This window comes from Xanthomonas sp. NCPPB 3200 (assembly GCF_056393585.1).
On record NZ_CM150785.1, the window covers coordinates 3,784,741 to 3,811,643 of the forward strand.

Here is a 26,903-nt window from a genome sequence, read left to right on the forward strand (position 1 = left end):
ACATCATGTATGATGTATTTTTATCGGGAGCTCACAGCATGGCTGCTCGTATCCTTGTCACTGGCGCCAGCGTTGCCGGCACCACCACGGCCTGGTGGCTTGCCAGGTATGGCCGCGATGTTGAAGTCGTGGAGCGCGCGCCGGCGTTCCGCGACGGCGGACAGAACGTGGACGTGCGCGGCACCGCGCGAGACGTGCTGCGCCGGATGGGCCTGGAGGCGTTGCTGCTCGAACGCAGCACCCGGGAGCGCGGCACCGATTGGGTCACCGAAGACAATCACGTGGTCGGCCGCTTCGAAGCGGCGCACTCCGACACCGACGGCGGCCCGACCGCGGAGATGGAAATCCGCCGCGGCGATATCGCCCGGATCATCTACGAGGCCGCAGCGGGGCAAGGAGTGCGCTTCCGCTTCGGTGACAGCATCGAACACATTGAGCAGCACGACGGCGGCGTCCAGGTCACCTTTGCCGGCGGCCATCAGGAAACCTATGCACTTGTAGTGATCGCCGAGGGCGTCGGCTCGCACACCAGGGAGCTGGTTTTCCCTGCAGAGAATCGGCCGCGCTGGATGGACCTGACGATTGCCTACTTCAGCATTCCGCAGATCGCCAGTGACGGTGCCTATGCGCGGCAATACAACACGCTAGGTGGTCGGGGAGCGGTGGTGAAACCTGCACGCGACGGCAAGTTGGGAGTCTATCTTGGCATCCAGAAGCGACCCGGTCACGAGAACAGCTGGAGCGTGGCGCAACAGCGCGCCTTCATTCGTGCGCAGTTCTCTGCGCTGGGCTGGGAGTTTCCACGCATCCTGGATGCGATGACGGACGTCGACGACTTCTACTTCGATGTGCTGCGCCAGGTACACATGGACCGCTGGTCCAACGGTCGGGTGGTCCTGACCGGCGATGCGGCATGGTGCCCGACCGCACTGTCCGGCATCGGCACCACGCTTGCGATCGTGGGTGCCTACGTCCTTGCCGGGGAGCTTGCCAGGTCGGACACGCCGGCAACCGCCTTCGCTCATTACGAACGCATCATGCGTCCCTTCGTCAAACAGGGGCAGAACATTCCCAAGCTGGTCCCGCGCCTGCTGTGGCCGCATACCCGCTTCGGCCTGGCAGTGCTGCGCAACGCCATCCGCCTGGCCAGCCGGCCCGCACTCAGGTCGTTCATCAACAACCATTTTGCACGGGACGCCAATGCCATCGCCTTGCCAAGCTACGAGTAGATCAACCGATTGACCGGGAAAGCCCGTTAAAAACGCAGACTACATCGCGTTCGGCGAAAGACGCTGATGCGCCAACGCCGAAACCAGAAGCAGCGTCCACGACGCTGGTTGGCGCCGCCGCCCACTCCGGTCGCGATCGCCCTGGAGCACGCGACGCAACCGCGTGCCAGCTCCCTCACACTTCACTCCTGCCGCGGCCACGCACACCTGCGGCACGTGACAGCTCAACCGAAACTCAGCGTGCCCTTCATCATCGCCCAGTGGCCGGGGAACGAGCAGAAGAAGGTGTAATCGCCGCCCTTGCTCAACTTGCTGGTGGGAAAGCTCACCGTGGTGCTGTCGCCGCCGCCGATCACCTTGGTGTGCGCGATCACGCGCGCGTCGGCCTTGGGCAGATAGCTGTCGGCAATGGTGGAGCGTATGCCGGCATTGGCCACTGCCTGGAAGTCGGCGGACTTGGTCAGCACCCAGTTGTGCCCCATCACCGTGGCGGCCATCTTGCCGGAGTGCTTGAGCGTGAGGTCCACCTGCGTGCAGTCGGGCGCCAGCTTGATCGCGCTCTGGTCGAACTTCATCTGATCGTTGCCGGTGATGGTGACGGCGCAGGTACGCGCCCATGCCGAAGGCGCCAGCAGCACCAGACCAAGCACGGCAAATGTCGAAAACACTTTCAAGGGAACACTCCTGCGTTAAGGGATGCGCGACGCCCAGCGCGCCTGGCCACACCAGCGCGTTGGCATGCGCCGGTGGTGCCAGAGTAACGCCTCATGCGTAACGGAAAAAAGCATCCATCGGATCATGTACAGCGGCCGTAGCGTCCGGCAGCGGCAACGGGCCGCGCTTGCCGGCGATCACCTGCACGAAGGCCTGCTTGAAGCGTGCCATCTCCGCGTCGGTGCCGACGGTGATGCGCGACCAAGTCGGCCATACCGGCCAGCTGCGTCCGATGAACACGCCATGGGTGGCCATGTCGTCCTTGAAGCCGGCGGCCGGGCGCTTCACATCGACCATGAAGCAGTTGCTCTCCGAGGCGGTGCAGGCGTAGCCCTGCCTGGCGAGAAACTCCATCACGTCCTTGCGTGTGGCCGCGGTACGTGCGCGCCGCTGCGGCACCAGTGCGGGATCGCGCAGGCTGGCCAGGCCTGCGGCGGCGGCGGTCACCGGCAGGCTGTTGACGCTGTAGAACATCAGCTTGGCCAGCAGGTCCGGGCGCGCGGCCGCATAGCCGAGGCGAATGCCGGCCATGCCGTAGAGCTTGGAGAAGGTACGCAACACCACCACGTCCTCGCCCGCAGCGACCATGTCGACCACGCTGCTGGTGCTCTGCGCAAAGTGGATATAGGCCTCGTCCACCACCAGCACGCTGCCCTTGGGCTTGTGCGCCAATGCGTAGTCCAGATCCTTGCGTGCGGTGACCGAGCCGGTGGGATTGTTGGGATTGCAGATGTAGATCACGCCAGGGCTGGCGTCGGCGGCGCACATCGCCTGCACATCGTGCGAGAAGTCCTTGCGCAACGGCACCTTGATCAGGTTTGCGCCATTGCGGGTGGCGGCGCGCCAGCCGGATTCGTAGGTGGGGTCGGCGGTGACCAGCGCGGCGCTGGGCGAGGTGAACGCCAGCATCGTGTAGTCCAGCGGCTCGGTGGAGCCGGCGTAGGCCATCAGGTGATCGACCGGCAGGTTGAGCTCGGCGGCCAGGGTATCCATCAGTTCCCTCTGCACATCGCGCAAGTAGCGTCCGCCTTGCGGTGCGATCTGTGCAATGGCCTTGACCGCGGCCGCCGATGGGCCATCGGGAAATTCGTTGGAACCGATCATCACCGGCGACAGCGCGCTGGCCGGTGTCGGCGCGACGGCGGCGGAACGTTCGGCGGCGCTGGCCAGTAGCGGCAGCGCACTCGCACCGGCAGCGCCGGCAAACAGCGCGGAATCGCGCAGAAACATGCGGCGCGAAAGAGCAGTTTTCATGACAACCTCCAGCAGGACGGCACGACGGTTTCAGGGACGAACGGCGACCACTTCGATTTCCACCCGATACAGCGGATTGCCGAGCGCGGCGATCTGGAAGGCCGAGCGTGCCGGCAGGTTGGGCTGCTCCTTGGTGCCGAAGAACTGGCGGTAGCCCTCCATGAACCCGTTGAAATCCATCTTGCCGCCCATGGCCGGATCGCCGACCAGAAACACCTGCATCTTCACCACATCGCCCATCCCCAGGCCGAGCGCTGCGAGTTGCTGCTTGATCTGGTTCAACACGCTCACCGTCTGCGCCTTGGTGTCGCCATAGGCGGCAGCCGAATCCTTGGGCGCACTGGCATCCACCACCGCCGGCACCTTGCCGCTGACATAGACAGTGGCCTTGCCGGCAGGAATTTCCACGGCGGCAGCGATGGGGAAATCGCTGTTGGGAATCTTGTGGCGGATCACCTCGGCGGCGTGCGCAGCGGTGAGACCCGCAGACCACAACAGGGCGGCAGTGAGGACGGCTGTCACTGGACGGGACATGGCAACTCCTTGCATGAGAGAGAAGGGGGAATCAGTGGCGCAACGATTTGACGTCGTCGACGGTGACGCGCTCGGCGTAATCGTTGCCGAAGTGCGTGCGCACATAACTTGCCACTTCGGCCACCTGGCGGTCGTTGAGCATCTCGCCGAAGCCCGGCATGCCGGCGTGGCCGTCGAGCACCATCATGGTGACGTAGGGTCCGGCGGCCAGCTTGGGATTGCCGGCAAGCGCCGGGTATTCGCCGGCACCTTGCGCGCCGCGCCCGGCCGGCATGTGGCAGCCCTGGCAGATCGCCTGGTAGACATCCTGGCCGGATGCCTTGGCAAAGCCCTGCTGCGGGAACAGCTGGGTGGCATCGGAACTCTGCGCCTGCGCATCGTATACGCCCGGCGGCACCAGCAAGGCAGCCATCGCAACGACGAAGCTGGCCGCAGCCAATCGTGGTAACAGACTCATGCGCGACCTCCTCCGGCCAGCACTTTGCGATGCAGACGGCCGACGACATCGTGCGCGGACAAGATCGCGCCCTCCTGCCAGGCCGGAATATAGGAGACGTGTTCACCGGCCAGCGCCAGGCGCCCGTCGATCTGGCACAGCGGCGTGTAGTGCTCGGCACGCGCCTGCTCGCTCCACATGCCGAAACAGCCATGCGTGAACGGCACGCGGTGCCAACCGACCGAAATGCCGTTCTCGAACTCGCGTGGATACTGCGGATGCAGCTGCGTGCCGTATTCGACCGCCTTGCGCACGCGCTGCTCCGGGGGCATCGAGGTGAACTGGTAGGCGTCCAGTCCCCACACGTAGGCACCGAGCAGCACGCCCTTGCCGGGGCTGTGATAGTTGGTGCTGGGATAGCTGATCAAGGTGATCGGCAAATCGGTATAGCTGATGCCGCCGTAGATGGCCTCGTCCTCTTCCCAGAAGCGGCGCTTGAACTGCAGGCCCACCTTCACCGATGCCGCGTACGGCACCTGGCCGATCGCGGTGGTCATCGCGTCGCCGGCGGTGACCGGAATCCGACTGAGCACCGACAGCGGAATCGTGCAGATGCACCAATCGGCGCTGGCGATGCGTTCTTCGCCGCCGTGCGCGGCATCCTGCCAGGACACACGCACGCCGTTGCCGTCTTGATCGATGCTGGTGACCTTGGCGTTGTAGGTGATCGCATCGCCAAGCTGCTTCGCGAACGCCTTGCCGATCTGGTCCATGCCGCCCACCGGCTGGAACATGGTGGTCTGCATTTCGTAGTTGTTGCCGGCCGCCAACGTGGTCCACAGACGCGAGCGCAACACGTCCTGCACGCTGAAGGGATCGGAGAACTCCGGCTTGCCCGACAGGCCGCCGCCGGGATACCGCGCAAAGCCGCGCCGCTCGCTGCTGTCCTTGCCTTTGACGTAGCCGAACTTGTGGTCGAGCGCGCCCCAGGTGCGCAAGGACTCCAACAGCACCTCCTGGTCTTCACGGCTCACGCTCTGGTCCAGCGCCTGCTGCTGCGTGCACTTGGCCAGCAGCTCGGACACGTGGCCCTTGTAATCGGCATCGATGGCGCGGAAGCGCTGCGGTTTGCCGCCAAAGCCTTGCTGGCTGTGCAACAGCGCGTTGTAGTTGACCTGGTTGAATGCCTCCAGGGCCACACCGAATTGCTTGCAGTAACTCAGCACCGCCTTGTGGTGATGCGGAATGCGCCACGGCCCCGGATTGAGGTACAGCCCGTCGTCGAACTGGCAATGCTGGGTCGCCCCGCCGAGTTCGGTGTAACGGTCGCCGCCGCGCAGCGTCCAGTTACGCCCACCAGGGCGGTCGTTGTATTCCAGCACCTGCACGCGGTACCCCGCCTTGCGCAGTTCGAAGGCCGCAGCCATGCCGGCCAGCCCCGCCCCCAGAATCAGCACCGAGGTGCCTTTCGGGTCGCCGTCCAGTTGCAGCGACCCTTTGAAATTTGATTCGGCGGCCATGCCCAGGCTGCTCATCGCCTGGTACATCATCGCGCCGCCAGCGGTCATGCCGATGCGCGCCAGCAGTTGCCGCCGCGTCATCGCCCCAGAATGATTGCCTTGCATCAACGCGTAGTCCTTGCATGTCATGGAGCGAGTGCGACTGACACCACCGATGACGCGGCCGGCAACGCAGCCGGCCGCGTCACCGCCTCAGAACTTGTAGGACAGACTGGCGAACAGCTGGCGCGGTGCGATCAACTGGTACGAGCCGGAACTTTCGTTCGGGAACACCGCACCGATCGCATCGTCCTTGTCGAACAGGTTGTAGACCGACAACTGCAGCCGCCCACCGGCCAGGAACCCGGCATCCTCGCCCTGGTAGCCGACGCTGCCGTTGACGATGAAGGTGGCATCCACCTGGTCGGTATTGAGCGTGTCGCCGTAGCGCTTGCCGGTGTATTTGGTGTCGAGGTTGGCGAAGAAATGTTCGCCTTCCCAACCGCCGTTGAGGCTGAACATCACCTTGGGCGAGTCCGGCACTTCGTTGCCTTCCACCTGCACCAGGTTGCCGCTGACCGGGCCGAAATAGTTGTCCTGGAACTCGGATTTGTTCCAGGTCAGCGACGCTCCCAGCCGCCAGCCCGGTGCCGGTTTCCACATGCCGGACACTTCCGCACCGTAGGTCTGCACGTCGCCGACGTTGGCGTAGATCGTGGGTGCGACCACCAATGGGTCCGGGTCGGTCAGCGCGATGATGCGGTTCTCGTAATCGATCTTGTAGGCAGCGACGTAGCCGCTCCACTGGCTGGATTCGGCGCGGATGCCGATATCGATATTGGTCGATTCCTCCGGTGCGATATCCGGATTGAATGCGCCCGAGGTCAACGCCAGCCGCGGCGCCGAGCTGAAGTTCTCCGCGTAGTTGGCGAATACCTGCACGCCGTCGGCGAGCTGGAAGCTGGCGCCGACCTGCGGCTGGAACCAGTCGCTGTTCTTGATGGTGACATCGCGGCGCACACCGACATTGAAGTCATCGAGATTGGCGATGCCGTTGTAGTCACGTTTGACATCCAGTCCCTTGGCACCGAACTCCATGGTGAGCCGGTCATCGAGCAGGCGCAGCGTGTCCTTGATGTAGAGCTGCTTCACCTCGGTGGAGAAGTGGTTGTCGTAGTAGATGACGATCGGCAGCGAGCCCTTGAGCAGTGCGCCGGTGGCCGGGTCCAGGTTGTACAGCGGGCGCACCTGGTCGAAGTCGTAGTTCTCGTACCACGCACCGACTTCGAGCTTGTTGTGCTCGGTCTCCCACGACACCGCGGTGGTCACGCCGTAGCGATCGCCGCCCATGATTTCCTCGCGCCGCGTCATCGCACCGACGCGGGTGACGTTGCCGTTGGCATCGACGATCTGCGGGTCGTTGATGGCGATGTCGGTGCGCCCTGGCGTACCGGCGATGGCATCGTTGTACAGGCCAGTGGCCGTGCTCGGCGGCGTGCCGCCGACGCCGTAACCATGCTTGTTCTCGTAGTAGCCGGTGAAGGTGAAACCGATCGCATCATTGAACAGGAAATCGCCGTGCAGGCTGAGCAGCGAGTCGCGGCGGCCGTTCTGCCATTCGCTGTAATGCTCGGCATCCACTTCCGGATTGCCGGTGATGCGCTCATGCAGATCCCACGCGACCGAGCCGTCGGAGTTGTACGACTGCACGTCGTAGTCCTTGCGGTTGTTGTAGATCCAGCCCAGGGTCAGGTGGCCCACGTCCCAGGCCTGGCGGATCTTGGCTTCGAAGTGATCGCTCTTCTGCGTGGCCGGTTCCATGTCCCACACCCCGCCCTGCGTGCGCGAGGCAGACAGATAGGCGCTGGGGCCGCCTTCCCACCAGTCCGGCGTATCCAGCCGCACGAAGCTGCGTACCAGATCGTCCGAGCCGATGGTCTGGGTGAGATTGCCGCTCCAGCTGTCGCCGCCCTTTGGGGGCAGGCTGGTGTAGCGGATCGCACCGCCGAGTGCGTGGTACGACGGCTGGGTGACATCGCCGGAGCCGGCTGACACGGTGACGTCGAGCAGGTTCTCGCTGGACACGTAGCGGGTGATCGGGCCGCCTTCGCGGGTGTCGAAGGTTTCGATCGGGATGCCGTCCAGGGTCACGCCGATCTGGTTGGCGGAAAAGCCGCGGATGGTCATCGAGTCGCCGAACTCGTACAGCCCGAATGGATCGGTGGTCTGCACATTCACGCCGGGCAGGCTCGCCAGCAACTGCTGCGGTGCCACGCCGGGCACCTGGGCCTGGATCTCGGCAACGGAGATGGAAGCCGTGGTGCGCGTGGAGCCGGTACCGACCACGCTGACCGCGTCCAGCGTGCGCGCTTCCTGTGCCAGGACGGGCAGGCTGTGTGCACCAGCCAGCACCAAGGTCATCGAAGCCAGCGTGCGACCACGCGTGGCAGTGGTGAGAATGGCGGCGACCGACGCCGCCAGTTGATCGGTGTTCAAGCGCTTGCGCATGCAATCGACCCCCTGGATGGTGTGACGTGCTGAGTGACCGGGCCCGCTCCCCAAGACCGGCTGACACCGCGGATGCGGCATGCATCGACCATACCCAGCACAGTTCCACCGCAAGCGCCGCGCGGAGGGTAGGGGCGGCGCGGGTGGGTAGGTTGCTGCCGAATTCAACGATCTGAATGGGTACCATCCCTACCCACCTGCGTGGATCCGGACATACCAGGTCTTGCACGCTTGCCATCCCGTGGTGAATCGACAACGCTGCCCCGCCACATTCCGAGTGCACCCATGCCGCCTGCAGCACCGTCCCTGTTACTGCTCGATTTCGACGGCGTGCTGGCCAGCTACTCGCGGCCGCGCCGTGTGGCGGCGCTTGCCAATGCGGCGGCGCGCACGCCGCAACATGTGCAAAAGGTGTTGTTCGAGCAGGGCCTGGAGCGCGCCTACGACGCCGGGGTGATCGACACGCCGGCCTATCTGGCCCAGCTCAGCGACGGCCTTGGCTGCGCGATCGATCGCGCCACCTGGATCGCCGCACGCGTGGCGGCATGCCGCGCCGACCCGGCAGTGCTGACGCAGGTGCTGGCGGTGGCGGCAACCACCGCGGTGGCGGTGCTCACCAACAACGGGCCATTGATGGCGGAAGCGATTGAGCGGATCGTGCCGCCGCTGTTTCCGCTATTGCAGGGCCGCGTGCTGTGCAGCGGCGCGCTTGGCGGCCGCAAGCCCGATGTGCAGGTGTATCAGCGCGCGCTTGCACAACTGGATGCTAGTGCTGCGCGCACGTTGTTTGTCGACGATCTATTCGTCAACGTCCGCGGCGCGCGTGCCGCCGGCCTGCATGCGGACACGGTGCGCGATGCGCGGGCGTTGCGGCGGGTCTTGAAACGGTATGGGCTGGGGTGAAGAGCCGGGATTGGGGATTGGGGATTGGGGAATCGGGAATCGGGAATCGTTGAGCATCGCGAAACACTGATCACCCTCAAGGGTGACGCAAGACGCTGATCGCAGCGTTGAACGCGTCGAAGAAACGCAACGACCCGCGCCGCTTACCCCACCGCGCTTACCGGCGCGGCACCCGCCACGACGGCGCAGACGCGCAGGACTCCATCACTTCTGCGCCACGTACTCGGCAATGGCCAGGTGCAGGCGTTCCAACCCATCGGCCAGCTCGGCATCGGTCAGATTCAGTGCCGGCACGAAGCGCAACACATCCGGCCCGGCCTGCAGCAACAGCAGGCCATGCTTGGCGGCAAAATCCAGGATCGCACCGGCCTGCCCGGCATGCGCCGGCGCCAGCACCGCGCCCAGCATCAGGCCACGCCCGCGGATCTGTGCGAACAGGCCGAACTCGGTGTTGAGCGCCTCCAGGCGGGCGCGCAGCGCCGCCGACTGACGTTCTACGTTCTCGGCGATCTGCGGCGAGGCCAGCTTGCGCAGCGCCACGCGCGCCACTGCCGCGGCCAGCGGGTTGCCGCCGAAGGTGGTGCCGTGCGCGCCGAACTGCATGGTTTCGGCCACCTTGGGGCCGGCCAGCATCGCGCCGATCGGGAAGCCGCCACCCAACGCCTTGGCCAGCGTCACGATGTCCGGCGTCACCTGCTCCTGCCAATGCGCGAACAGCGTGCCGGTCCGGCCCATGCCGCACTGGATCTCGTCCAGCACCAGCAGCGCATCGTGCTGGTCGCACAGCGCACGCACGCGGCTCAGGAAGCCCGGCGCGGCCGGCATCACCCCGCCCTCGCCCTGGATCGGCTCGACCATCACCGCGGCCACATCGCCCGCGGCCATGGCCGCTTCCAGCGCGGCGACATCGTTGAAGTCCACATAGCGAAACCCGCCGGGCAGCGGCTCGTAGCCTTCCTGATACTTGGGCTGCGCGGTCGCAGTGACCGCCGCCAGGGTGCGCCCATGGAAGCTGCCGCGGAAGGTCACGATCACGCGCTTGTCGGCCGGGCGGCCCTCACTGCTGGCCCACTTGCGCACCAGTTTGATCGCCGCTTCGTTGGCCTCGGTACCCGAATTGCACAGGAACACCTTGTGCGCGAAGCGCGAGGCGGTGACCAGCTCTTCGGCCAGCTTCAGCGGCGGCGCACTGAAGAACACATTGCTGGTGTGCCACAGCTTGCCGGCCTGCTCGGTCAGCGCGGCCATCAGGTCCGGATCGTTGTGGCCCAGCCCGCTGACCGCAATACCGGCGGACAGATCCACATACGCGCGGCCCTGGTCGTCCCACACGCGACTGCCCTGGCCACGCTCCAGCACCACCTGGCGCGGGCGATACACCGGCAGGTAGTAATGCGCGAGGGACAGGGGCGAATCGGCAGCGGTGCTCATGATGGTGGGTCACAGAAGCGGAGGGAGAACGCGCATTCTCGCGCATTCGCCGGCCTGCGGCACAATGCGCGGATGCGCCCCTTCTCCGATCCCCAGCTCACTCCCGCCACCGACCACGGCTGGCGCCGGCAATGGTTCGACATCATCTACCGGCACGACACCCGCCCATCGCGCAATTTCGACCTGATGCTGGTGGTGGCGATCCTCACCAGCGTGGTGGTGATCATGATCGACAGCGTGCCGCGCATCCATTCGCATTCGGCGCACTGGCTGGTGCCGCTGGAATGGGCGTTCACGGTCCTGTTCACCGTCGAATACGCGTTACGCCTGGCGGTGGTGCGGCGCCCGCTGCATTACGCATTGAGCGTGTGGGGCGTGATCGATCTGCTCTCGATCCTGCCCAGCTATCTGTCGTTCTTCGTGCCCGGTGCGCAGACGCTGCTGGTGGTGCGTGTGCTGCGCATCCTGCGCCTGTTCCGCATCCTCAAGCTCACCCGCTACATCGAAGAAAGCGGGCAACTGGTGGACGCGCTGTGGCGCAGCCGGCGCAAGGTGCTGGTGTTCCTGTTCAGCGTGCTCACCATCACCGTGATCGCCGGCGCCACCATGTATGTGATCGAAGGACCGCAACACGGGTTCACCAGCATCCCGACCAGCATGTACTGGGCCATCGTGACCATGGCCACCGTGGGGTTTGGCGACCTGGTGCCGCAGACCACGCTGGGCCGCTTCATCACCTCGGCGCTGATCCTGATCGGCTACAGCATCATCGCCGTCCCCACCGGCATCTACACTGCCGAACTGGCCAGCACGCTGCGCGAAGGTGGCCACACCGGCAAGCGCGATGCGCGCAATTGTCCACGTTGCGGACTGGAAGGCCACGCGCCCGACGCACGCTATTGCCGCCAGTGTGCCGAGCCGCTGCCGGAGATCTCCAACGGCTGACGCGGTGCTGCCGACGCGACGCAACGCCTGCGCCCGCCGAGAAGCGGAGGCAGCCGGCTTTGCGGTTCCCATCGGCATGCAACAAGGCTGACATGTGCGGTGGTCTTATCGATTTTGGAACCCTTGGCGGCAAGGATGCCGCTACGGAGCCTGCTGGCACGGATTCACGGCATGTCCCGCAAGCGGTGGAGGCATCACGCCGTCGACTCGCCGAACTTTTGATCTCAGCAGCTGATCGCGCCTAAACACGGTCACGCTTCCAGGTCTCGACTTCTTTATGTGGTGTGTTTCGATGGACCTGGATAGTGCTGATGGATCATTCGTAGAACGAATGATCTGTTGCTTGGCTGCGGGGCCCTTGCCCGCCCACCATCGCAGGACACGCCGCAAGTACGTCCTTGTAGGCTCTTACGCGGCATCCATGCCGCGTAAGGTCCCGCGACGATGGGCGGGCAAGGACCTGTCGAGATAATCGGTGTGCACGGTAAAAGCAGTGCGCGATCCGCTTACACAACGCGACAGGAATGCCCGCACAGCATCAATGCGACATGCGGTTGCTCATGTCGATCAGATCGTTGTAGCTGGCGAGCACGGCCTGGCGGGTGCCGCCCGGCGGCATCGAACCGCTTTCCAGCAGCATCTGCTCGCTCTTGTTCAATGGTGTCTTGGTGCGGATACGTTCGACCAGTCGTCCCGACTCGCGCGCCAGCTTGTCGGCTGAGCGTTCCATGTGGCCCCACATCGCATCGCCCTGGCCGACCTTGGCTTTCTGCGCCTCTTCCAGAATGCCTTGATAACGCGCGAGCTGGGACTGCGCTGCGGCAAGATCCGGCGTGTCGCTGTCGAGCACCTGCACCAGTTGCTTGCCTTCGCCGATGATCTTCAGGTGATACCAGGAGGCGCTGCGACCTTCTTCCTTTTCGATCGCATCGATCTGCGCCTGGCGACGCATGTCTTCGTTACGTTCGAGTGCGGCATTCATGGCTTCGCCGGCTTCGAAGAAGGCCTGATAGGCCTGCATCAACGGCGCGTGCAGCGCCTTCATGCCCTTGCCGTCGTCGCGCAGATAATCCTCGCGGTCGTAGTAGCGTACCGCTTCGCCGATACGCTCGTTGAGCGTGGTGAAACGTTCCTGATAGGTCTTGGCCACCGGATCGAGCTCGGGGTTGGCGGGTGTTTGCGCCAAGGCCGCAGTCATCGGCGCGCCACATTCGTCCACGTGATGCGACAGCACCGTGCCCGGTGCATGGATGCCGCTTTCCTTGCCGGTCGGGCCAGCCTCGGGGTCCTGCATCCACTCGATGTATTGCTGATAGCTCTCGTGGATCGGCTGCTCAACGCCATTGAAGCACGTGATGTAGGCATTGATCTTGTCGGCGCCTTCCACTGCGGCGGCAGGTGCATCTTTCTGGCAGCCGGCAAGCAGCGCGGCGAAAGCCATCGCCGCGGTGAGCGGCGCATAACGAAGTCGAAGGGTCATCTTGGGTTCCAGTGATGGGTTGAACGAGGTGGCTGCCGCAGCATGCGGCCGAATGACATCTGGCGCGGCGCACCCTCGGCACGCGCGCGGCGGGTGCAGCGCGGCAATTACTGACGATTGCTTTCGAACACCAGCGCGTTGTACGTGTTGAGCAACTTGCGTGGCGAACCCTCCGGCGCCAGCGAGGGGTTGTCCAGCCAGCCCTGTTCCATCTTGCTATAGGGCGTTCGTTCGACCACGCGTTTCACCCGCGCCTTGGCTTGTCTGCGGAAGGTTTCCGCAGCGGTCTCGAAGCTGTTCCAGTCCAGCCTGCCCGGCTCCTGATCGGCCACCTTGGCATGCGCCTCGTCGGAGAGACGGTTGAAGCCGTCCAGCAGCGTACTGACCCGTGGCACGTCGAACTGCTCCTGTTCCAGCGCATCGGCGATCTCCTTGGCGTCGAGCATCATCGCCAGCCGGTAGTATTCGCGCGTGCGGCCCTCGCCCTGCTCCAGCATCTTGAGTTTTTCGCGTTGCGCCGCGTCGTTTTGCGTGTCCAGTTCGGCGCTGAAGGCGGTACTGGCATCGGCATAGGTGGCCAGCACCTTCATCAGCTCCGGGTGCAGCTGCTTGCCCTTGGCGAACTGGTCGTCTTCGTAGTCCTGACGCGTGTAGTAGTCGGCTACCGCGTGACTGATCGGCTGCAGCGCCTTCAATGCCGCGCGGTAGTCGCGCGCCGCCTTATCCAATGCAGGCAGCGACGGGTTCGCCGCAGCGGCCACGCTGACCGGCGCATCGCACTGCTTCATGTCGTAGGCGTCGATATCGTACGGACCGGTCATGCCGGATTCGCGACCGGTCGGGCCGGCGAATGGGTCCTGCATCCAGCCGGTATATTGCCTGGCGCCGGCGTGCACCTTCGCATCGATGCGGTTGAAGCAGTCGATGTAGGCGCTGAGCTTTGCGGTCACGCCCTGCAGGGAGTCCGGCTGTTTTTCACTCGTCTTGGCGTCGGTTGCAGGCGACGGCGACTTGCCGCCGCAAGCGGCCACCAGGACGGACACGGACGCCGCCAAAACGACTACACGGAACATCGAAGACACGCGCTGTACATCCTTGTTGGAAACGGTTTCAGCCGCGCACGATAGCAAACACGACTGTGAACTCCCTGTGCTCACGCCCGGGCGCCGACGGCCTGGCTTGCACGCGGGGGCGCGGCCACTGGTCCGCCGCATCGTTTTTTTCGAATCGCGCTGGCCGCATGCGCCGCTGACGGCGCACCCGTATCAGACCGGCTGCGCGCGCGTGCCGTTGGCCGCGCTCAGTCGAGAAACAGGTCCGGCAACAACGCGCGCGACGGGTCGACCGCGTAGCCGCTCAGGTCGGTGACGCCGGCCTCGGCCAGCACCTGGTCGTCGATCAGGAACTGGCCATGAAATCCGGCCGCCTCGCGCGTCAGCACCGCATGTGCCGCGTCGGCCATGATCTCCGGCCGTCGACACGCGGCTGCGTCCACGCCATCGATCATGTTGATCGCATCGGTGGCGATCACCGTGCGCGGCCATAGCGCATTGATCGCCACGCCTTGCGGGCCGAACTCGGCTGCCAGCCCCAGCGTCACCAGGCTCATGCCCATCTTGGCCAGCGTGTAGCCGGTATGCGCGCCCCACCACTCCGGGTTCAAGGACGGTGGCGGCGCCAGCGTGAGGATATGCGGATTGGGCGCCTGCAACAGATGCGGCAGGCACGCCTGCGCGCACAGAAAACTGCCGCGCGCGTTGACCTGCTGCATCAGGTCGAAGCGCTTCATCGGCGTCTCCAGCGCACCACGCAACCAGATCGCACTGGCGTTGTTGACCAGGATATCGATGCCGCCAAACGCATCGACCGTGGCGGCCACCGCGGCACGCACCTGCGCTTCGTCGCGGATATCGCACTTGAGCGCCAGCGCCTGCCCACCGGCCGCAGTCACCGCCGCGGCCGCGCTGTGGATGGTGCCGGGCAACTTGGGATTGGCCACCGCCGATTTGGCCGCGATCGCCACATTGGCCCCATCCCGCGCCGCCCGCAACGCAATCGCCAGGCCGATCCCGCGCGAGGCACCGGTGATGAAGAGGGTTTTGCCGTTTAGGGTCATGGGATTGGGGAATCGAGAATGGAGAATCGCAAAAGCTTAGTCCCTTGAACGTTCAGCAGCCGACGAACGATCAGCTGCCGCGATGTGCTCTACCAATTCCCTACTTCCGATTCCCGATTCCCCGCCCCTCAGGGCCTCGGCCCCCGCCCCTCGTTGTCTTCCCAATGCAGCACGCGGCGGGTCACGAAGCGGTAGACCGGCTTGCCGGTGGCGAACCACAGCTTGCGGACCCAGGAGGTGCGCTTGAGCACGCGGCGTTCCACCGGGGTGATCGCGGCCGGGCAGTACATGCGCTTGTGCTTGAGCAGGTGCCGCAGGTCTTCGCGTGCAAGCAGACGCATCCAGGGCGCGCGCGGATTGCCGCGTACCGCCAGCTGGAAATCGATCACCGCCGGGCTGCCGTCGTCCTGCACCAGCCAGTTGGCTTCCTTGGCCAGATCGTTGTGCGCCACCCCGCGGCGGTGCAACTGCTGCAACAACCTGCGCGCACGGCGGAAGTAGGCCAGATCGCCGCGCGGCGGGCGCTGGTACATTGCATCGCCGGCCAGATAGCTGCGGTCCAGATGGCGTCCGTCCCAGTGCAACAGACGCGGTGTCCGCGCCAGGCCATCGAGCTGACGCAGGGCCAGGGCTTCGCGCCGCGCCAGCCACCAGGCCACGCCGCGCAGCAGCCACGGCGCCGCGCTCAGGTCGCGCCGCACGAACAGGCGATCGGCGTCGCGGATCAGCAGGATGCGCCCGAAGGTATCGGACTTCAGCGGCAGGTTGCCGGCGGGTTCGTCACTCATCCCCCATTGTAGGCGGGGCGCCTGCATCGCCACAGCGCGCGTTGCCTGCGGTCAAGCTCGCGTGCGCTCTGATCCGCCCGCAACCCGAGGTGAAGCGGACCGGGCGATGTGACGAGGGCGCAAGTCACCTCATCGCCATGCCCACCTATAATCGCGGGATGAATTCATGGATCGACGCCACGCTGGAGTGGATCGGACACCACCCCACCCTGGCTGGCGTGGTGATCTTTGCCATCGCATTTTCCGATGCGGTGATCGTGCTTGGCGCCATCGTGCCGGCGCTGCCGTTGCTGTTCGCCATCGGTGTGCTGATCGGGCTGGGTCAGATCAACGGGCCGTATGCGGTGGCCTGTGCCACCCTGGGCGCCTTCATCGGCGATGCGCTCAGTTTCTGGGTCGGCCATCGTTGGGGCCACCAGTTGCACACCTACTGGCCGTTTCGCCGCTACCCGCAACTGCTGGAGCGCGGCGAGCTGCTGTTCCGGCGCAATGCCTTCAAGAGCATCCTGATCGCGCGTTACGTGGGCGCGGTGCGGCCGTTCGTGCCGGCCATCGCCGGCATGTCGCACATGCCGTTCAAGCGCTATCTGATCGCCAGCGGCCTGGCCTGCATCTCGTGGGCGCTGCTGTTCCTGGTGCCCGGCTGGGTGCTGGGCACTGCCTACGACGCGGTGGCTGCAGTCGCCGGCCGCCTGTTCGTGGTGGTCGCCTTGCTGGCCGCAGTGATCGGCCTGGCCTGGGCGATGGTGCTGTACTCGTACCGCTGGTCGGCCGGCCACCTGGACGCCTTGCTGGCGCGCCTGCTGGAGTGGTCGCATCGGCATCCGGTGCTGGGCAACTGGTCGGTGAGCGTGTTCGACCCGCGCCGTCGCGAGTCGGTACCGCTGGCGATGATGGCGTTGATGCTGTTGCTGCTGGGCTGGGGCTGGTTCGTGTTGCTGATGGTGGTGCTGGCGCACGGTGAGCCGCTGCGCGTGGACCTGGCCGTGCACGATCTGATGCTGGCGCTGCGCAACCCGCTGGCCGACTACCCGATGGTGGCGCTGGCCTCGCTGGGCGACTGGCAAGTGCTGCTGCCGGCGATCGCGGCGGCAATGGGCTATCTGGCCTGGCGGCGCCGCTGGATGGCGGTGGCGCACTGGGTGATCGCGCTGGCCTTCGGCCTGGCGTTGACACAACTGCTGGGCGCCACCGTGCAGGTGGTGCGCCCGCCGGCGGCCAGCAGCGGTTTCGGGTTTCCGTCGGTGGCGGTCACCATGGCCACGATCGGCTTTGGCTTCTTCGCGCTGCTGATCGCGCGCGAGCTGCCGGGCCGGCGCCGGGTATGGCCGTACCTGGTCAGTGGCGCGATCGTGTCGCTGATCGGTTTCGCCCGCCTGTATCTGGGCGCGCACTGGCTCAGCGACGTGGTCGGCGGCATGCTGTTCGGCATCTTCTGGCTGCTGGTGCTGGGCATCGCCTATCGCCGTCGTGCCACCCGTGCGTTCTGGGTCAAGCCGGTCTCGTGGATCTTCTACGGCGTGTTCCTGACCTGCGCGATCGTGTTCGCACCGCGCAACCTGGGTACCAAACTGGCCAGGTTCGAACCGCCGCCACCGTTGCTGATGGAGTTGCCCGCCAGCGACTGGTGGGATGGCCAGTGGCGCCTGCTGCCGGCACGCCGAAACGAATTCGACGACGACCAGCGCTGGCCGCTGGACGTGCAACTGGCCGGCCCGCTGGCACCGCTGCAGCGCCAGCTGGAAGCACGCGGGTGGCGCATGCAGCCACAAGCCGGCTGGGAGCAGGCGCTGCATCTGCTGGATGTCGGCGGCCGCCCGGACGAGGTGCCGATCCTGCCGGCCACGCTGGACACGCAGGTCGAAGCGCTGCTGATGGTGCGTCACGCCGCGCCCGGCCATGTGCATGTGTTGCGCCTGTGGCCGGCGGCCGCACGCCTGCAGCCCGGCGCGCAACCCTTGTGGGTGGGCAGCACGCAGACGCTGCGCTACAGCCGCCACTTCAGCCTGATCGGCCTGTGGTATCCGCTGCGTGGGGTCGACCCGGCGCTAAGCGCATTACGTGAAGCACTCGGCCCATTGCCGCATCGCGTTGAACAGCGTCGGCGCTCGCAGGTCCCAGTGATATTGATCGACAGCACGTCGACAAATGCGCTGCAGCGAGAGGACAAAGACAGCGCTGCACCACAAACGGAAAACACCGCGTCCAATCAGGCTGCATCGGATCCGTCACGACAGCGTCCTTGATCAATCTGGCAGCAGCGGTCGGCGAACGCGCACTTCTGTAGACAGGAGCCGCCAGGAGAACTTCTTGAACGCTGTACCGATGGCGGCAACGCGCTCGCGTCGCGTGGATGCGGCCGAATGTTCAGCTCAACAGCCTGGTTGGTCGAGTGCGCGTTGCCTCACCGCTCGCGGGACCTTACGCGGCATGGATGCCGCGTCCGCGCAAGAACTTACATGGACGGACTCGCAGCGTGTCCCGTGACGGTACGCGGGCAAGGCCCCCTGCAGCCAGTCTGCAGATCAGCCGCCCTACAACCGACGCATCCGCAGCATTCGATCAGCTCTCGAGCTGACCGAGAGCCTGCGCCTCAACGCCGTTTGGATACGCACAAACCGCATTGATGCAGGCGCGATGCACTCACCACAGCACGCCATCTACCGGCTGCATCGGCTCGGGCGCCTGTTCGCCGATGGCCTGCAGCGCGTCGATTTCCACCGTCCGGCACATGCTGTCCAGCGGCAGGTCGTGGATGGCATTGGCGAACGGGTCGACCAGTTCGTCGCCGATCTTGAGTACTGCCAGGAACATCAGACCTGCCACCGTCGACCCCACCGGCGTCGCATATTGCAGCGTCTCCACCAGGCCGATCGGCAGCAGCACGCAGAACAGCCGCGTGAACAGGTTCGGGTAGAAGCGGTATTGGTACGGCAACGGCGTATTCTTCAGCCGTTCCATGCCGCCCTGCGCGTTGGCGATATCCACCAGGATGCGCTCGACACTGGCTTGTTGAATGCTGTCGATCCAGCCATCGCGACGCGCCTGCTCGACGCTGCGCCCGGTGGTGTCGAGCAGGCCATTGGCGACATTGGTGCGCGTGATCACCGCGGCCACTTCGTCGGCATGCAGACGCGGCTCCAGTGCCATCGCCACCGGCAGCCGCCGCAGTTGGCAGCGCAACGCATTGACGTAGGCGATCTGGCGCAGCGCGATGGTGCGGCCCAGTGCTGCCGCTTCCGGCGCGGACAGGATGCTGACGCTCAGGCGGACCAGATTGCGCGATGCATTGATCATCTGGCCCCACAGCACACGCCCTTCCCACCAGCGTTGATAGGTCGAGTTGGCGCGAAAGCCCAGGAACAACGCCAGCGCCGAACCGAAGATGGTCAACGGCAATGCGGGCGCGCGGAACGGCAGCACGTAGTAGATGATCGTGATCAACACGTCCCACACGAACAATACCGCCAGGGTCCGCCAGACCTGACTGAACACATCCGCCACACGCGGTTTGACATCGATGATCAAGGCACACTCCGTGGATCGAAAACGGGTGACACCCATGCGCGCATCCACTGCATGGATGCCATCGTGAGCGCACTCAAGCGTGGCGAGTGTGCCGTTGCAAGGGTGCAAGCGCGGTGACGGGTTACCCGCGCGCTTGGTTCACCGCGTCACGGCATCCAGGCCAGCAACTGGTCCAGGCGCCGATGCGGATCGTCCAGCTGCAACAGCGACAGACGCTGCTGCTCGGTCAGCGGCAGCAGTTCGGCCAGGCGCCAGCCGACCCATGCCGCCTGGTCCAGCAGTTCCGGCCCGGCAGAGGCGAATTGGCCGCCGACCTGTTCGAGCATGCGCTCGAGCACGGTCGCCAGCAGGCCATGCTCGGGCCGCAGTTCGTCATCGCTGTCGGGCTCGCACCAACTCACCTCGCCAACCACCAACCCGTTGTCGCGGATGCGCGAACGCTGCACACGGAAGCGACGCGTGCCACGCAGGCGCAGCACCAACACGCCGTCGGCACCGACATCGAAATCCTCGATACGCACTTCGGTACCGAACGCAGCCGGTGTTGCCGGAACGCCGACTTCGCTGCCATCCAGGATCAGGCACACACCGAAGCTGCTGCCGGCGCGGCCGCTCTCGCGCACCAGGTCCAGATAGCGGCGCTCGAACACGCGCAAACCCATTGCCGCACCCGGCAACAGCACGTTGTGCAGCGGAAACAGCGGCAAGGCGCTGGTGTCGGCGGTGGTCGTGAGGCCGGTCATGAGGACAATTGCGCCAGGAAGCGACGCGGCGCGCCATCGAAACCGCCATTGGACATGAACACCACATGGTCGCCCGGCTGCGCGATCGCGCCCAGTGTCTGCAGCAACGCCTCCACGTCATGCGCCACGTGCGCGTCACCGCGCACCTGCGCGATGATCGGTGCGGCGTCCCAGGCCAGTTCGGGGCGATGCAGAAACACCACCGCATCGGCATCGCGCAACGACGGCGCCAATGCCTGCGCATGTGCGCCCAGCCGCATCGAATTGCTGCGCGGCTCCATTGCCACCAGCACGCGCGCCGCGCCGACCTTCGCACGCAGGCCTTGCAAGGTCGTCGCAATCGCGGTGGGGTGATGGGCGAAGTCGTCGTATACGGTGATCTCGCGTGCCTGCCCCAACCGCTCCAAGCGCCGTTTGACACTTTGAAAGCGCGCCAGCGCCGGCATCACCGTTGCCGGATCCACGCCTACCGCATGCACGGCGGCCAGTGCCGCCAATCCATTGAGCACGTTATGCCGCCCGACCAGCGGCCACTGCACCTGGCCGATCTCCACCCCACGCTGCAGCACCGCGAACGCACTGCCGTCGGCGGCGATCAAGCGTGCGCTCCACTCGAGAGAGGCATCGAAACCGAAGCGCTCCACCGGGGTCCAGCAGCCCATCGCCAGCACCTCGGCCAGGCGCGCATCCTCGCCGTTGACGATCAGCCGCCCGCGCGCCGGCACCGTGCGTACCAGATGATGGAACTGGCGCTGGATCGCGGCCACGTCCGGAAAGATGTCGGCGTGGTCGTACTCGAGGTTGTTGAGGATAGCCACCAGCGGCCGGTAATGCACGAACTTGCTGCGCTTGTCGAAGAACGCGGTGTCGTATTCGTCGGCTTCCACCACGAATTCGCGTCCCTGGCCCAGCCGCGCCGAGACCCCGAAGTCTTCGGCCACACCACCGATCAGAAAGCCCGGCGCGCGCCCGGCAGCTTCCAGCAGATAGCTCAGGATGGTGGTGGTGGTGGTCTTGCCGTGGGTGCCGGCGACGGCCAGGGTGTCGCGGCCCGGCAACACCTGCTCGGCCAGCCATTGCGCACCGGAGCTGTAGCGACGGCCGGCATCGAGCACTGCTTCGACCGCCGGGTTGCCGCGCGACAGGGCATTGCCGATGACGACGTCGCTGGCATCGGCCGAAATATTGGACGGCGCGTAGCCTTGTGCCAGCGCGATGCCGAGGGTTTCCAACTGGGTGGACATCGGCGGATAGATGGCCTGGTCGCTGCCCTCTACCTGCCAGCCCAGCTCGCGCGCAAGGGCGGCGACACCGCCCATGAAGGTCCCGGCGATGCCGAGGATGTGGAGTTTGGTCATGGGGCGCATTGTCGCCGATCGCCGGAGTTGCCGGCCATTCCGCCTCGCTGCCGAGCGCAGTGTCAGGAAAGACCTACCGTACTGTCGGGAATTTCCCGATATGCGAACTGCGTCACATCCATCACTATACTGAACGCCAGTCGCAGCACCCCTTTGGTCCTACTCCCCAAGAGGCCGAATCCCCAGGGAGCTCATGCTGTGGAGCTCTGAGCAAGCTCATTGCTGGCGTTATTCTGCCCCGGGCGTCTTGTACGTCCGGGGTTTTTCTTTTGCGCAATCAATGCGTTACGCAAGCCGCGACGGATCCAGCGCGGCGGATGGACCGGGCGCACTGCCCGGCCCGAACCGTCTCAGCGACCGAGCGCGGTGCCGATACGTTCCAGCACTTCATCCAGCGAGCCCACGCCGTCAACGCGTGCCAGCTTACCGCGCTGTTCGTAGAAACCGATCACCGGTGCCGTGGAGTCGGTATAGACCTGCAGGCGCTTGCGCACCGACTCGGGATTGTCGTCCTCGCGGCCCTCGGCCTTGGCGCGGCCGGCGATGCGCTCGACCAGCAATTCGCTGGCCACATCCAGCTGCACCACCGCATCCAGCGGCTGACCGATCTTGCCGAGCAGGTCGTCCAGCGCATTGGCCTGCGCCACGTTGCGCGGATAGCCGTCAAGGATGAAACCCTTGGCGACATCGGCCTGACCGAGCCGCGCCTCCAGCATGCCGAGCAGGATCTCGTCGGAGACCAGATCACCGCGTGCCATCACTTCCTTGGCCTTCAGGCCCAGCGGCGAGCCGGCGGCCACTTCGGCGCGCAGCAGATCGCCGGTGGAAATATGCGGGATCTCAAACTTGTCTTTGAGACGTGTCGCCTGGGTGCCCTTGCCCGAACCGGGCGGTCCCAACAGAACCAATCGCATCAGTGGACTCCACTTTCGAATAAAAACGCGTTGCGGTTGGCGGCGTTAGACTCAGGTCTTCGCCAGCGCTGACCGTATGGTCGTGCAGCTTACCGCATCCGGGGAATGTCCCGGCACTGTCCCCTGCGCCATGTCCCATCGAGGAGCCCGCCCCCCTATGTCTACTGGCAACTTGCTGTATGCCCAATCCGGCGGCGTCACTGCCGTCATCAACGCCACCGCCGCCGGCGTGATCACCGAGGCGCGCGCTCGCAAGATCAAGGTGCTGGCCGCACGCAACGGCATCCTGGGCGCATTGCGCGAGGAGCTAATCGACACGTCAAAGGAGTCCGCCGCCACGATCGCCGCACTGGCGCAGACCCCGGGTGGCGCGTTTGGCTCGTGCCGCTACAAGCTCAAATCGCTGGAAGAAGACAGCGCCAAGTACGAGCGCCTGCTCGATGTGCTGCGTGCGCATGACGTGCGCTGGTTCCTCTACAACGGCGGCAACGACTCGGCCGATACCGCCTGGAAGGTCTCGCAGCTGGCCAAGGCCTATGGCTACCCGCTGCACTGCATCGGCGTGCCCAAGACCATCGACAACGATCTGGCGGTGACCGATACCTGCCCCGGCTTCGGCTCGGCGGCCAAATACACCGCGGTGTCGGTGCGGGAGGCGGCACTGGATGTCGCCGCCATGGCCGACACCTCGACCAAGGTCTTCATCTACGAGGCGATGGGACGCCACGCCGGCTGGTTGGCCGCTGCCGCAGGCCTGGCCGGCCAGGGCCCGGACGACGCACCGCAGATCATCCTGCTGCCCGAGCGGGCCTACGACCAGGCCGCGTTTCTGGCCAAGGTCAAGCAGGTGGTGGAAAAGGTCGGTTGGTGTGTGGTGGTCGCAAGCGAAGGCATCCAGGACGCGCACGGCAGCTTCGTCGCCGACGCAGGCGGCGCGGCCGATTCGTTCGGCCATGCGCAACTGGGCGGCGTGGCTTCGTTCCTGGCCGCGCAGGTCAAGCAGGAACTCGGCTACAAGGTGCACTGGACCCTGCCCGATTACCTGCAGCGTTCCGCACGCCATCTGGCCTCCAAGACCGACTGGGAGCAGGCACAGGCCGTCGGCAAGGCCGCGGTGCAATACGCGCTCAAGGGCATGAACGCGGTGATCCCGGTGATCGAACGCGTCAGCGACGCACCGTATCGCTGGAAGATCGTGCCGGCCCCGCTGCACAAGGTGGCCAACCACGAAAAGAAGATGCCGCCCAGCTTCCTGCGCAAGGACGGCTTCGGCATCACCGAACGCGCCCGCCGCTACTTCGCCCCGTTGATCAAGGGCGAAGCGCCGCTGGCCTACGGCAGCGATGGATTGCCGAAATATGTGACGTTGAAGAATGTGGCGGTGGCGAAAAAACTGCCGACGTGGGCGGGATGAACGTCGGCGTGGGCGATCGGAAAGGGGTAATGGACACTGCACGCCCATACACCTGCTCGCACATCTGCCTCATTGCTCATGCAGCGCAACAAGGGATGCGGGACATCGATACAGCGCTTACCTTCATCGTCCAGGTTTTTTGCGGCACTGATTGACGGATGCGCCGCTGCGACGGTACATCACGGTCTTGCGAAGCGTCATACAAACAACCCCGGCCTGGCCGGGGTTTGTCGTTGAATAGAGTGACTGAAGCGGACGCCTGAGTTACTGACAGGCCTTGCCTTCCACCGTCATCTGCGCAGCAAACATCGGCACCTGCGGAATCTTTCCGGCGGCAGCCTGTTGCTTTGCATCTTCCAGATAGATGCGCGACTGGCCTTGGCCATCGAGCTGCGGCTTGGCATCCACCGGCTTGCGCCAGATGCGCACTACCGCCTGCTGCGCGGGGCAGGCTGCGCTGGGGACGCGGATCACGTCGTTGTAGATCCAGCCCGATGCGACGCTGGGCGTGGCCTTGGCGAAATCCACGAAGCGGGCGCGTGGCTGGCAGGTGGGACTGCTGCGCACCACCGACAAGGTATACGGCTGCGCAGCATTGCCGGTGAATACGCCTTCCAGGCGCGCACAGGCTTCTGGAATCTGGCGCAGGGTGTGCACGGCACCGACCGCTTGCGCGGTGCCGGCCGGGCGCTGTTTCAGCTCCGGCGTCGGGTCGGCAGCGAGCGCATGGGCGCTGAGCAGCACTGCAGCGATGGTCACGGCATATGTTGACGCGGCATGGTTGGACATCGTCACTCCTGGATCGGCTCGATCACGTTGGCCGCAGGCTGTCATGCCGCGACTGAACGACGCGCCAAAGCCGCAGTGGTGGCAGCGGCGCAGGCCGCGGCGCATACTCGCCCGCAATCCGGCCACCCGAACATCGCGACGCGCATTGCGGCCTCCATGGCCGTCGAGTCCGTATTCGCCACCCCACTCGCTGCGTGCATCGCCCTTGGTTCGTCCCGACCGGACGACATCCATTCTCTGGGAGGGGTCATGCTGGAACACTACGGGTTACCACTTGCGCTGGGATGTGCGGTCCTGGCAATCGTCTATGGCGGTGTATCGGCACGCTGGGTGATCGCGCAGCCGAGCGGCAACGCACGCATGCGGGAGATCGCCGCCGCGATCCAGGAAGGTGCACGCGCGTATCTCAACCGGCAATACCTCACCATTTCGATTGCCGGCGGCGTGCTGTTCGTCCTGGTCGGGCTGTTTCTGAGTTGGTACACCGCCATCGGGTTTGCGATCGGTGCGGTGCTATCCGGGTTGGCCGGCTATATCGGCATGAACGTGTCGGTACGCGCCAACGTGCGCACGGCCGAGGCCGCACGCCATGGCATCGGCCGTGCGATGGATGTGGCGTTCCGTGGTGGCGCCATCACCGGCATGCTGGTGGTGGGGCTGGGATTGCTCGGGGTGGCAGGCTATTACGCGGTGCTGCAAGCGATGGGACTGCCGCTGGAGCGCAACCTGCATGCGCTGGTAGGGCTGGCATTCGGCTCGTCGCTGATTTCGATCTTCGCGCGCCTGGGTGGCGGCATTTTCACCAAGGGTGCGGATGTGGGCGCAGACCTGGTCGGCAAGGTGGAAGCGGGCATCCCCGAGGACGACCCGCGCAACCCGGCGGTGATCGCCGACAACGTGGGCGACAATGTTGGCGACTGCGCCGGCATGGCGGCGGATCTGTTCGAAACCTATGCGGTCACCGTGATCGCCACGATGCTGCTCGGCAGCCTGACGCTGAGTGAAACCGGTCCGCACGCGGTGCTGTACCCGCTGGTGCTGGGCGGCGTCTCCATCATCGCGTCGATCGTGGGCGCCTCGTTCGTCAAGGTCAAAGCGGGCGGTTCGATCATGGGCGCGCTCTACAAAGGCGTGGTCGTTTCCGGCGTCTTGGCCGCACTCGCCTACTGGCCGATCACCCAGTCGCTGATGCGCGACAACACGCATGGCGCCACGGCCTTGTACGCCTGCGCATTGATCGGCCTGGTGCTTACCGGCCTGATCGTCTGGATCACCGAGTACTACACCGGCACCCAGTACAAGCCGGTGCAGCACGTGGCCGCCGCAAGCACCACCGGCCACGGCACCAACATCATTGCCGGCCTGGGCGTCTCGATGAAATCCACCGCGCTGCCGGTCATCGCGGTGTGCGCGGCAATCTGGGGCGCGTTTCATTTTGGCGGTTTGTACGGCATTGCAACCGCAGCGACGGCAATGCTGTCGATGGCCGGCATGATCGTGGCGCTGGATGCGTACGGGCCCATCACCGACAACGCCGGCGGCATCGCCGAGATGGCCGAGCTGCCGCCGGAGGTGCGCAACATCACCGACCCACTGGATGCGGTGGGCAACACCACCAAGGCGGTCACCAAGGGCTATGCGATCGGCTCGGCCGCACTGGCCGCGCTGGTGCTGTTTGCCGACTACACGCACAACCTGCAGGCGGCCAATCCTGGCGAGGTCTTCGCCTTCGACCTGTCCGACCACAGCGTGATCATCGGCTTGTTGATCGGCGGCTTGATCCCGTATCTGTTCGGCGCGATGGCGATGGAAGCGGTGGGGCGCGCGGCAGGCGCCGTGGTCGAAGAAGTGCGTCGCCAGTTCCGCGAGATTCCCGGGATCATGGCCGGCACCGCCAAGCCCCAATACGACCGCGCAGTCGACATGCTGACCCGCTCGGCGATCCGCGAAATGATCCTGCCTTCGCTGCTGCCGGTGGTGGTGCCGGTGGTGGTCGGGCTGCTGCTCGGCCCGCGTGCCCTGGGCGGCCTGTTGATCGGCACGATCGTGACCGGCCTGTTCGTGGCGATTTCGATGACAACCGGCGGCGGGGCCTGGGACAACGCCAAGAAGTACATCGAAGACGGCCATTTCGGCGGCAAGGGCAGCGAGGCGCACAAGGCCGCCATCACCGGTGACACGGTAGGCGACCCGTACAAGGACACCGCCGGACCGGCGATCAATCCGCTGATCAAGATCATCAACATCGTGGCCCTGCTGCTGGTGCCGCTGCTTTGAGACCGACCTTTCGCAAGCCACAGGTCGATCGAAGCTGATGGAA

22 protein-coding genes are annotated in these 26,903 nt (G+C 65.3%); 6 read left to right on the forward strand and 16 right to left on the reverse strand.

Annotated features, from left to right (window positions below; all coding sequences use genetic code 11):
• The first annotated feature begins 38 nt into the window (after nucleotides 1-38).
• Entirely contained in the window at nucleotides 39-1,229 is a 1,191-nt protein-coding gene (locus AC06DU_RS16350; RefSeq protein ID WP_478202843.1) for an FAD-dependent monooxygenase, read from the forward strand.
• Between the two features lie 224 nt (nucleotides 1,230-1,453).
• On the opposite strand, the gene azu is transcribed toward AC06DU_RS16350, so the two are convergent.
• From azu to AC06DU_RS16380, 6 genes are all read right to left on the reverse strand, one after another.
• Nucleotides 1,454-1,903 carry an azurin gene (azu, locus tag AC06DU_RS16355; RefSeq protein WP_016903022.1) on the reverse strand — a complete coding sequence of 150 codons (450 nt, stop codon included), beginning with the start codon at nucleotides 1,901-1,903 and terminating at the stop codon, nucleotides 1,454-1,456.
• A 91-nt stretch (nucleotides 1,904-1,994) separates the two neighbouring features.
• The gene (locus AC06DU_RS16360; protein WP_478202844.1) at nucleotides 1,995-3,197 is read right to left on the reverse strand and encodes a pyridoxal phosphate-dependent aminotransferase; all 1,203 of its coding nucleotides are present in this window, start codon (nucleotides 3,195-3,197) and stop codon (nucleotides 1,995-1,997) included.
• Between the two features lie 30 nt (nucleotides 3,198-3,227).
• Entirely contained in the window at nucleotides 3,228-3,731 is a 504-nt protein-coding gene (locus AC06DU_RS16365; protein WP_039519172.1) for a RidA family protein, read from the reverse strand.
• A 31-nt stretch (nucleotides 3,732-3,762) separates the two neighbouring features.
• Nucleotides 3,763-4,188, reverse strand: a complete 426-nt coding sequence (locus AC06DU_RS16370) for a c-type cytochrome (protein WP_024938098.1) — start codon at nucleotides 4,186-4,188, stop codon at nucleotides 3,763-3,765.
• A complete protein-coding gene (locus AC06DU_RS16375) occupies nucleotides 4,185-5,792 on the reverse strand; it encodes a flavin monoamine oxidase family protein (RefSeq protein WP_478202845.1) in 1,608 nt (535 codons plus the stop codon). The genes AC06DU_RS16370 and AC06DU_RS16375 overlap by 4 nt, the downstream gene beginning before the upstream one ends.
• Nucleotides 5,793-5,879: 87 nt before the next feature.
• On the reverse strand, nucleotides 5,880-8,162 hold the full coding sequence (locus AC06DU_RS16380) for a TonB-dependent receptor (RefSeq protein WP_184379593.1): 2,283 nt from the start codon (nucleotides 8,160-8,162) through the stop codon (nucleotides 5,880-5,882).
• Between the two features lie 297 nt (nucleotides 8,163-8,459).
• Between AC06DU_RS16380 and AC06DU_RS16385 the strand changes: the two genes are divergently transcribed.
• Complete coding sequence (locus AC06DU_RS16385) at nucleotides 8,460-9,077, forward strand: HAD-IA family hydrolase (protein ID WP_166774163.1); 618 nt, start codon at nucleotides 8,460-8,462, stop codon at nucleotides 9,075-9,077.
• A 204-nt stretch (nucleotides 9,078-9,281) separates the two neighbouring features.
• Here the strand turns inward: AC06DU_RS16385 and AC06DU_RS16390 are convergent, their stop codons facing one another.
• Nucleotides 9,282-10,508 (reverse strand): acetylornithine transaminase, encoded by a 1,227-nt coding sequence (locus AC06DU_RS16390; protein ID WP_478202846.1) that lies wholly within the window; start codon nucleotides 10,506-10,508, stop codon nucleotides 9,282-9,284.
• Between the two features lie 72 nt (nucleotides 10,509-10,580).
• Between AC06DU_RS16390 and AC06DU_RS16395 the strand changes: the two genes are divergently transcribed.
• Entirely contained in the window at nucleotides 10,581-11,453 is an 873-nt protein-coding gene (locus AC06DU_RS16395) for an ion transporter (protein ID WP_024938093.1), read from the forward strand.
• Between the two features lie 538 nt (nucleotides 11,454-11,991).
• On the opposite strand, the gene AC06DU_RS16400 is transcribed toward AC06DU_RS16395, so the two are convergent.
• From AC06DU_RS16400 to AC06DU_RS16415, 4 genes are all read right to left on the reverse strand, one after another.
• Complete coding sequence (locus tag AC06DU_RS16400; RefSeq protein WP_164741613.1) at nucleotides 11,992-12,933, reverse strand: YiiG family protein; 942 nt, start codon at nucleotides 12,931-12,933, stop codon at nucleotides 11,992-11,994.
• Between the two features lie 107 nt (nucleotides 12,934-13,040).
• Nucleotides 13,041-14,015: a YiiG family protein gene (locus AC06DU_RS16405; protein ID WP_478202847.1), complete on the reverse strand. Its 975-nt coding sequence runs from the start codon at nucleotides 14,013-14,015 to the stop codon at nucleotides 13,041-13,043.
• A 218-nt stretch (nucleotides 14,016-14,233) separates the two neighbouring features.
• Nucleotides 14,234-15,049 (reverse strand): SDR family oxidoreductase, encoded by an 816-nt coding sequence (locus AC06DU_RS16410; protein ID WP_478202848.1) that lies wholly within the window; start codon nucleotides 15,047-15,049, stop codon nucleotides 14,234-14,236.
• A 128-nt stretch (nucleotides 15,050-15,177) separates the two neighbouring features.
• The gene (locus tag AC06DU_RS16415; RefSeq protein ID WP_016903010.1) at nucleotides 15,178-15,837 is read right to left on the reverse strand and encodes a serine/threonine-protein kinase; all 660 of its coding nucleotides are present in this window, start codon (nucleotides 15,835-15,837) and stop codon (nucleotides 15,178-15,180) included.
• A 158-nt stretch (nucleotides 15,838-15,995) separates the two neighbouring features.
• Between AC06DU_RS16415 and AC06DU_RS16420 the strand changes: the two genes are divergently transcribed.
• Nucleotides 15,996-18,083 (forward strand): bifunctional DedA family/phosphatase PAP2 family protein, encoded by a 2,088-nt coding sequence (locus tag AC06DU_RS16420; RefSeq protein WP_478202849.1) that lies wholly within the window; start codon nucleotides 15,996-15,998, stop codon nucleotides 18,081-18,083.
• Between the two features lie 397 nt (nucleotides 18,084-18,480).
• Here the strand turns inward: AC06DU_RS16420 and AC06DU_RS16425 are convergent, their stop codons facing one another.
• From AC06DU_RS16425 to AC06DU_RS16440, 4 genes are all read right to left on the reverse strand, one after another.
• The gene (locus AC06DU_RS16425) at nucleotides 18,481-19,365 is read right to left on the reverse strand and encodes a bestrophin family protein (RefSeq protein WP_024938088.1); all 885 of its coding nucleotides are present in this window, start codon (nucleotides 19,363-19,365) and stop codon (nucleotides 18,481-18,483) included.
• Nucleotides 19,366-19,511: 146 nt separating this feature from the next.
• Nucleotides 19,512-20,108: an LON peptidase substrate-binding domain-containing protein gene (locus AC06DU_RS16430; protein ID WP_024940084.1), complete on the reverse strand. Its 597-nt coding sequence runs from the start codon at nucleotides 20,106-20,108 to the stop codon at nucleotides 19,512-19,514.
• Nucleotides 20,105-21,475 (reverse strand): UDP-N-acetylmuramate:L-alanyl-gamma-D-glutamyl-meso-diaminopimelate ligase, encoded by a 1,371-nt coding sequence (gene mpl / locus AC06DU_RS16435; RefSeq protein ID WP_181097640.1) that lies wholly within the window; start codon nucleotides 21,473-21,475, stop codon nucleotides 20,105-20,107. The genes AC06DU_RS16430 and mpl overlap by 4 nt, the downstream gene beginning before the upstream one ends.
• A 341-nt stretch (nucleotides 21,476-21,816) precedes the next feature.
• Nucleotides 21,817-22,380 (reverse strand): adenylate kinase, encoded by a 564-nt coding sequence (locus tag AC06DU_RS16440; RefSeq protein WP_024940086.1) that lies wholly within the window; start codon nucleotides 22,378-22,380, stop codon nucleotides 21,817-21,819.
• Between the two features lie 157 nt (nucleotides 22,381-22,537).
• On the opposite strand from AC06DU_RS16440, the gene AC06DU_RS16445 reads away from it, so the two are divergent.
• On the forward strand, nucleotides 22,538-23,794 hold the full coding sequence (locus AC06DU_RS16445; protein WP_046344185.1) for a 6-phosphofructokinase: 1,257 nt from the start codon (nucleotides 22,538-22,540) through the stop codon (nucleotides 23,792-23,794).
• A 264-nt stretch (nucleotides 23,795-24,058) separates the two neighbouring features.
• Here the strand turns inward: AC06DU_RS16445 and AC06DU_RS16450 are convergent, their stop codons facing one another.
• On the reverse strand, nucleotides 24,059-24,583 hold the full coding sequence (locus AC06DU_RS16450; RefSeq protein ID WP_046344187.1) for a hypothetical protein: 525 nt from the start codon (nucleotides 24,581-24,583) through the stop codon (nucleotides 24,059-24,061).
• Nucleotides 24,584-24,832: 249 nt separating this feature from the next.
• Between AC06DU_RS16450 and AC06DU_RS16455 the strand changes: the two genes are divergently transcribed.
• Nucleotides 24,833-26,860, forward strand: coding sequence for a sodium-translocating pyrophosphatase (locus AC06DU_RS16455; RefSeq protein ID WP_478202850.1), 2,028 nt, complete (start codon nucleotides 24,833-24,835; stop codon nucleotides 26,858-26,860).
• The last annotated feature ends 43 nt before the right edge of the window (nucleotides 26,861-26,903 follow it).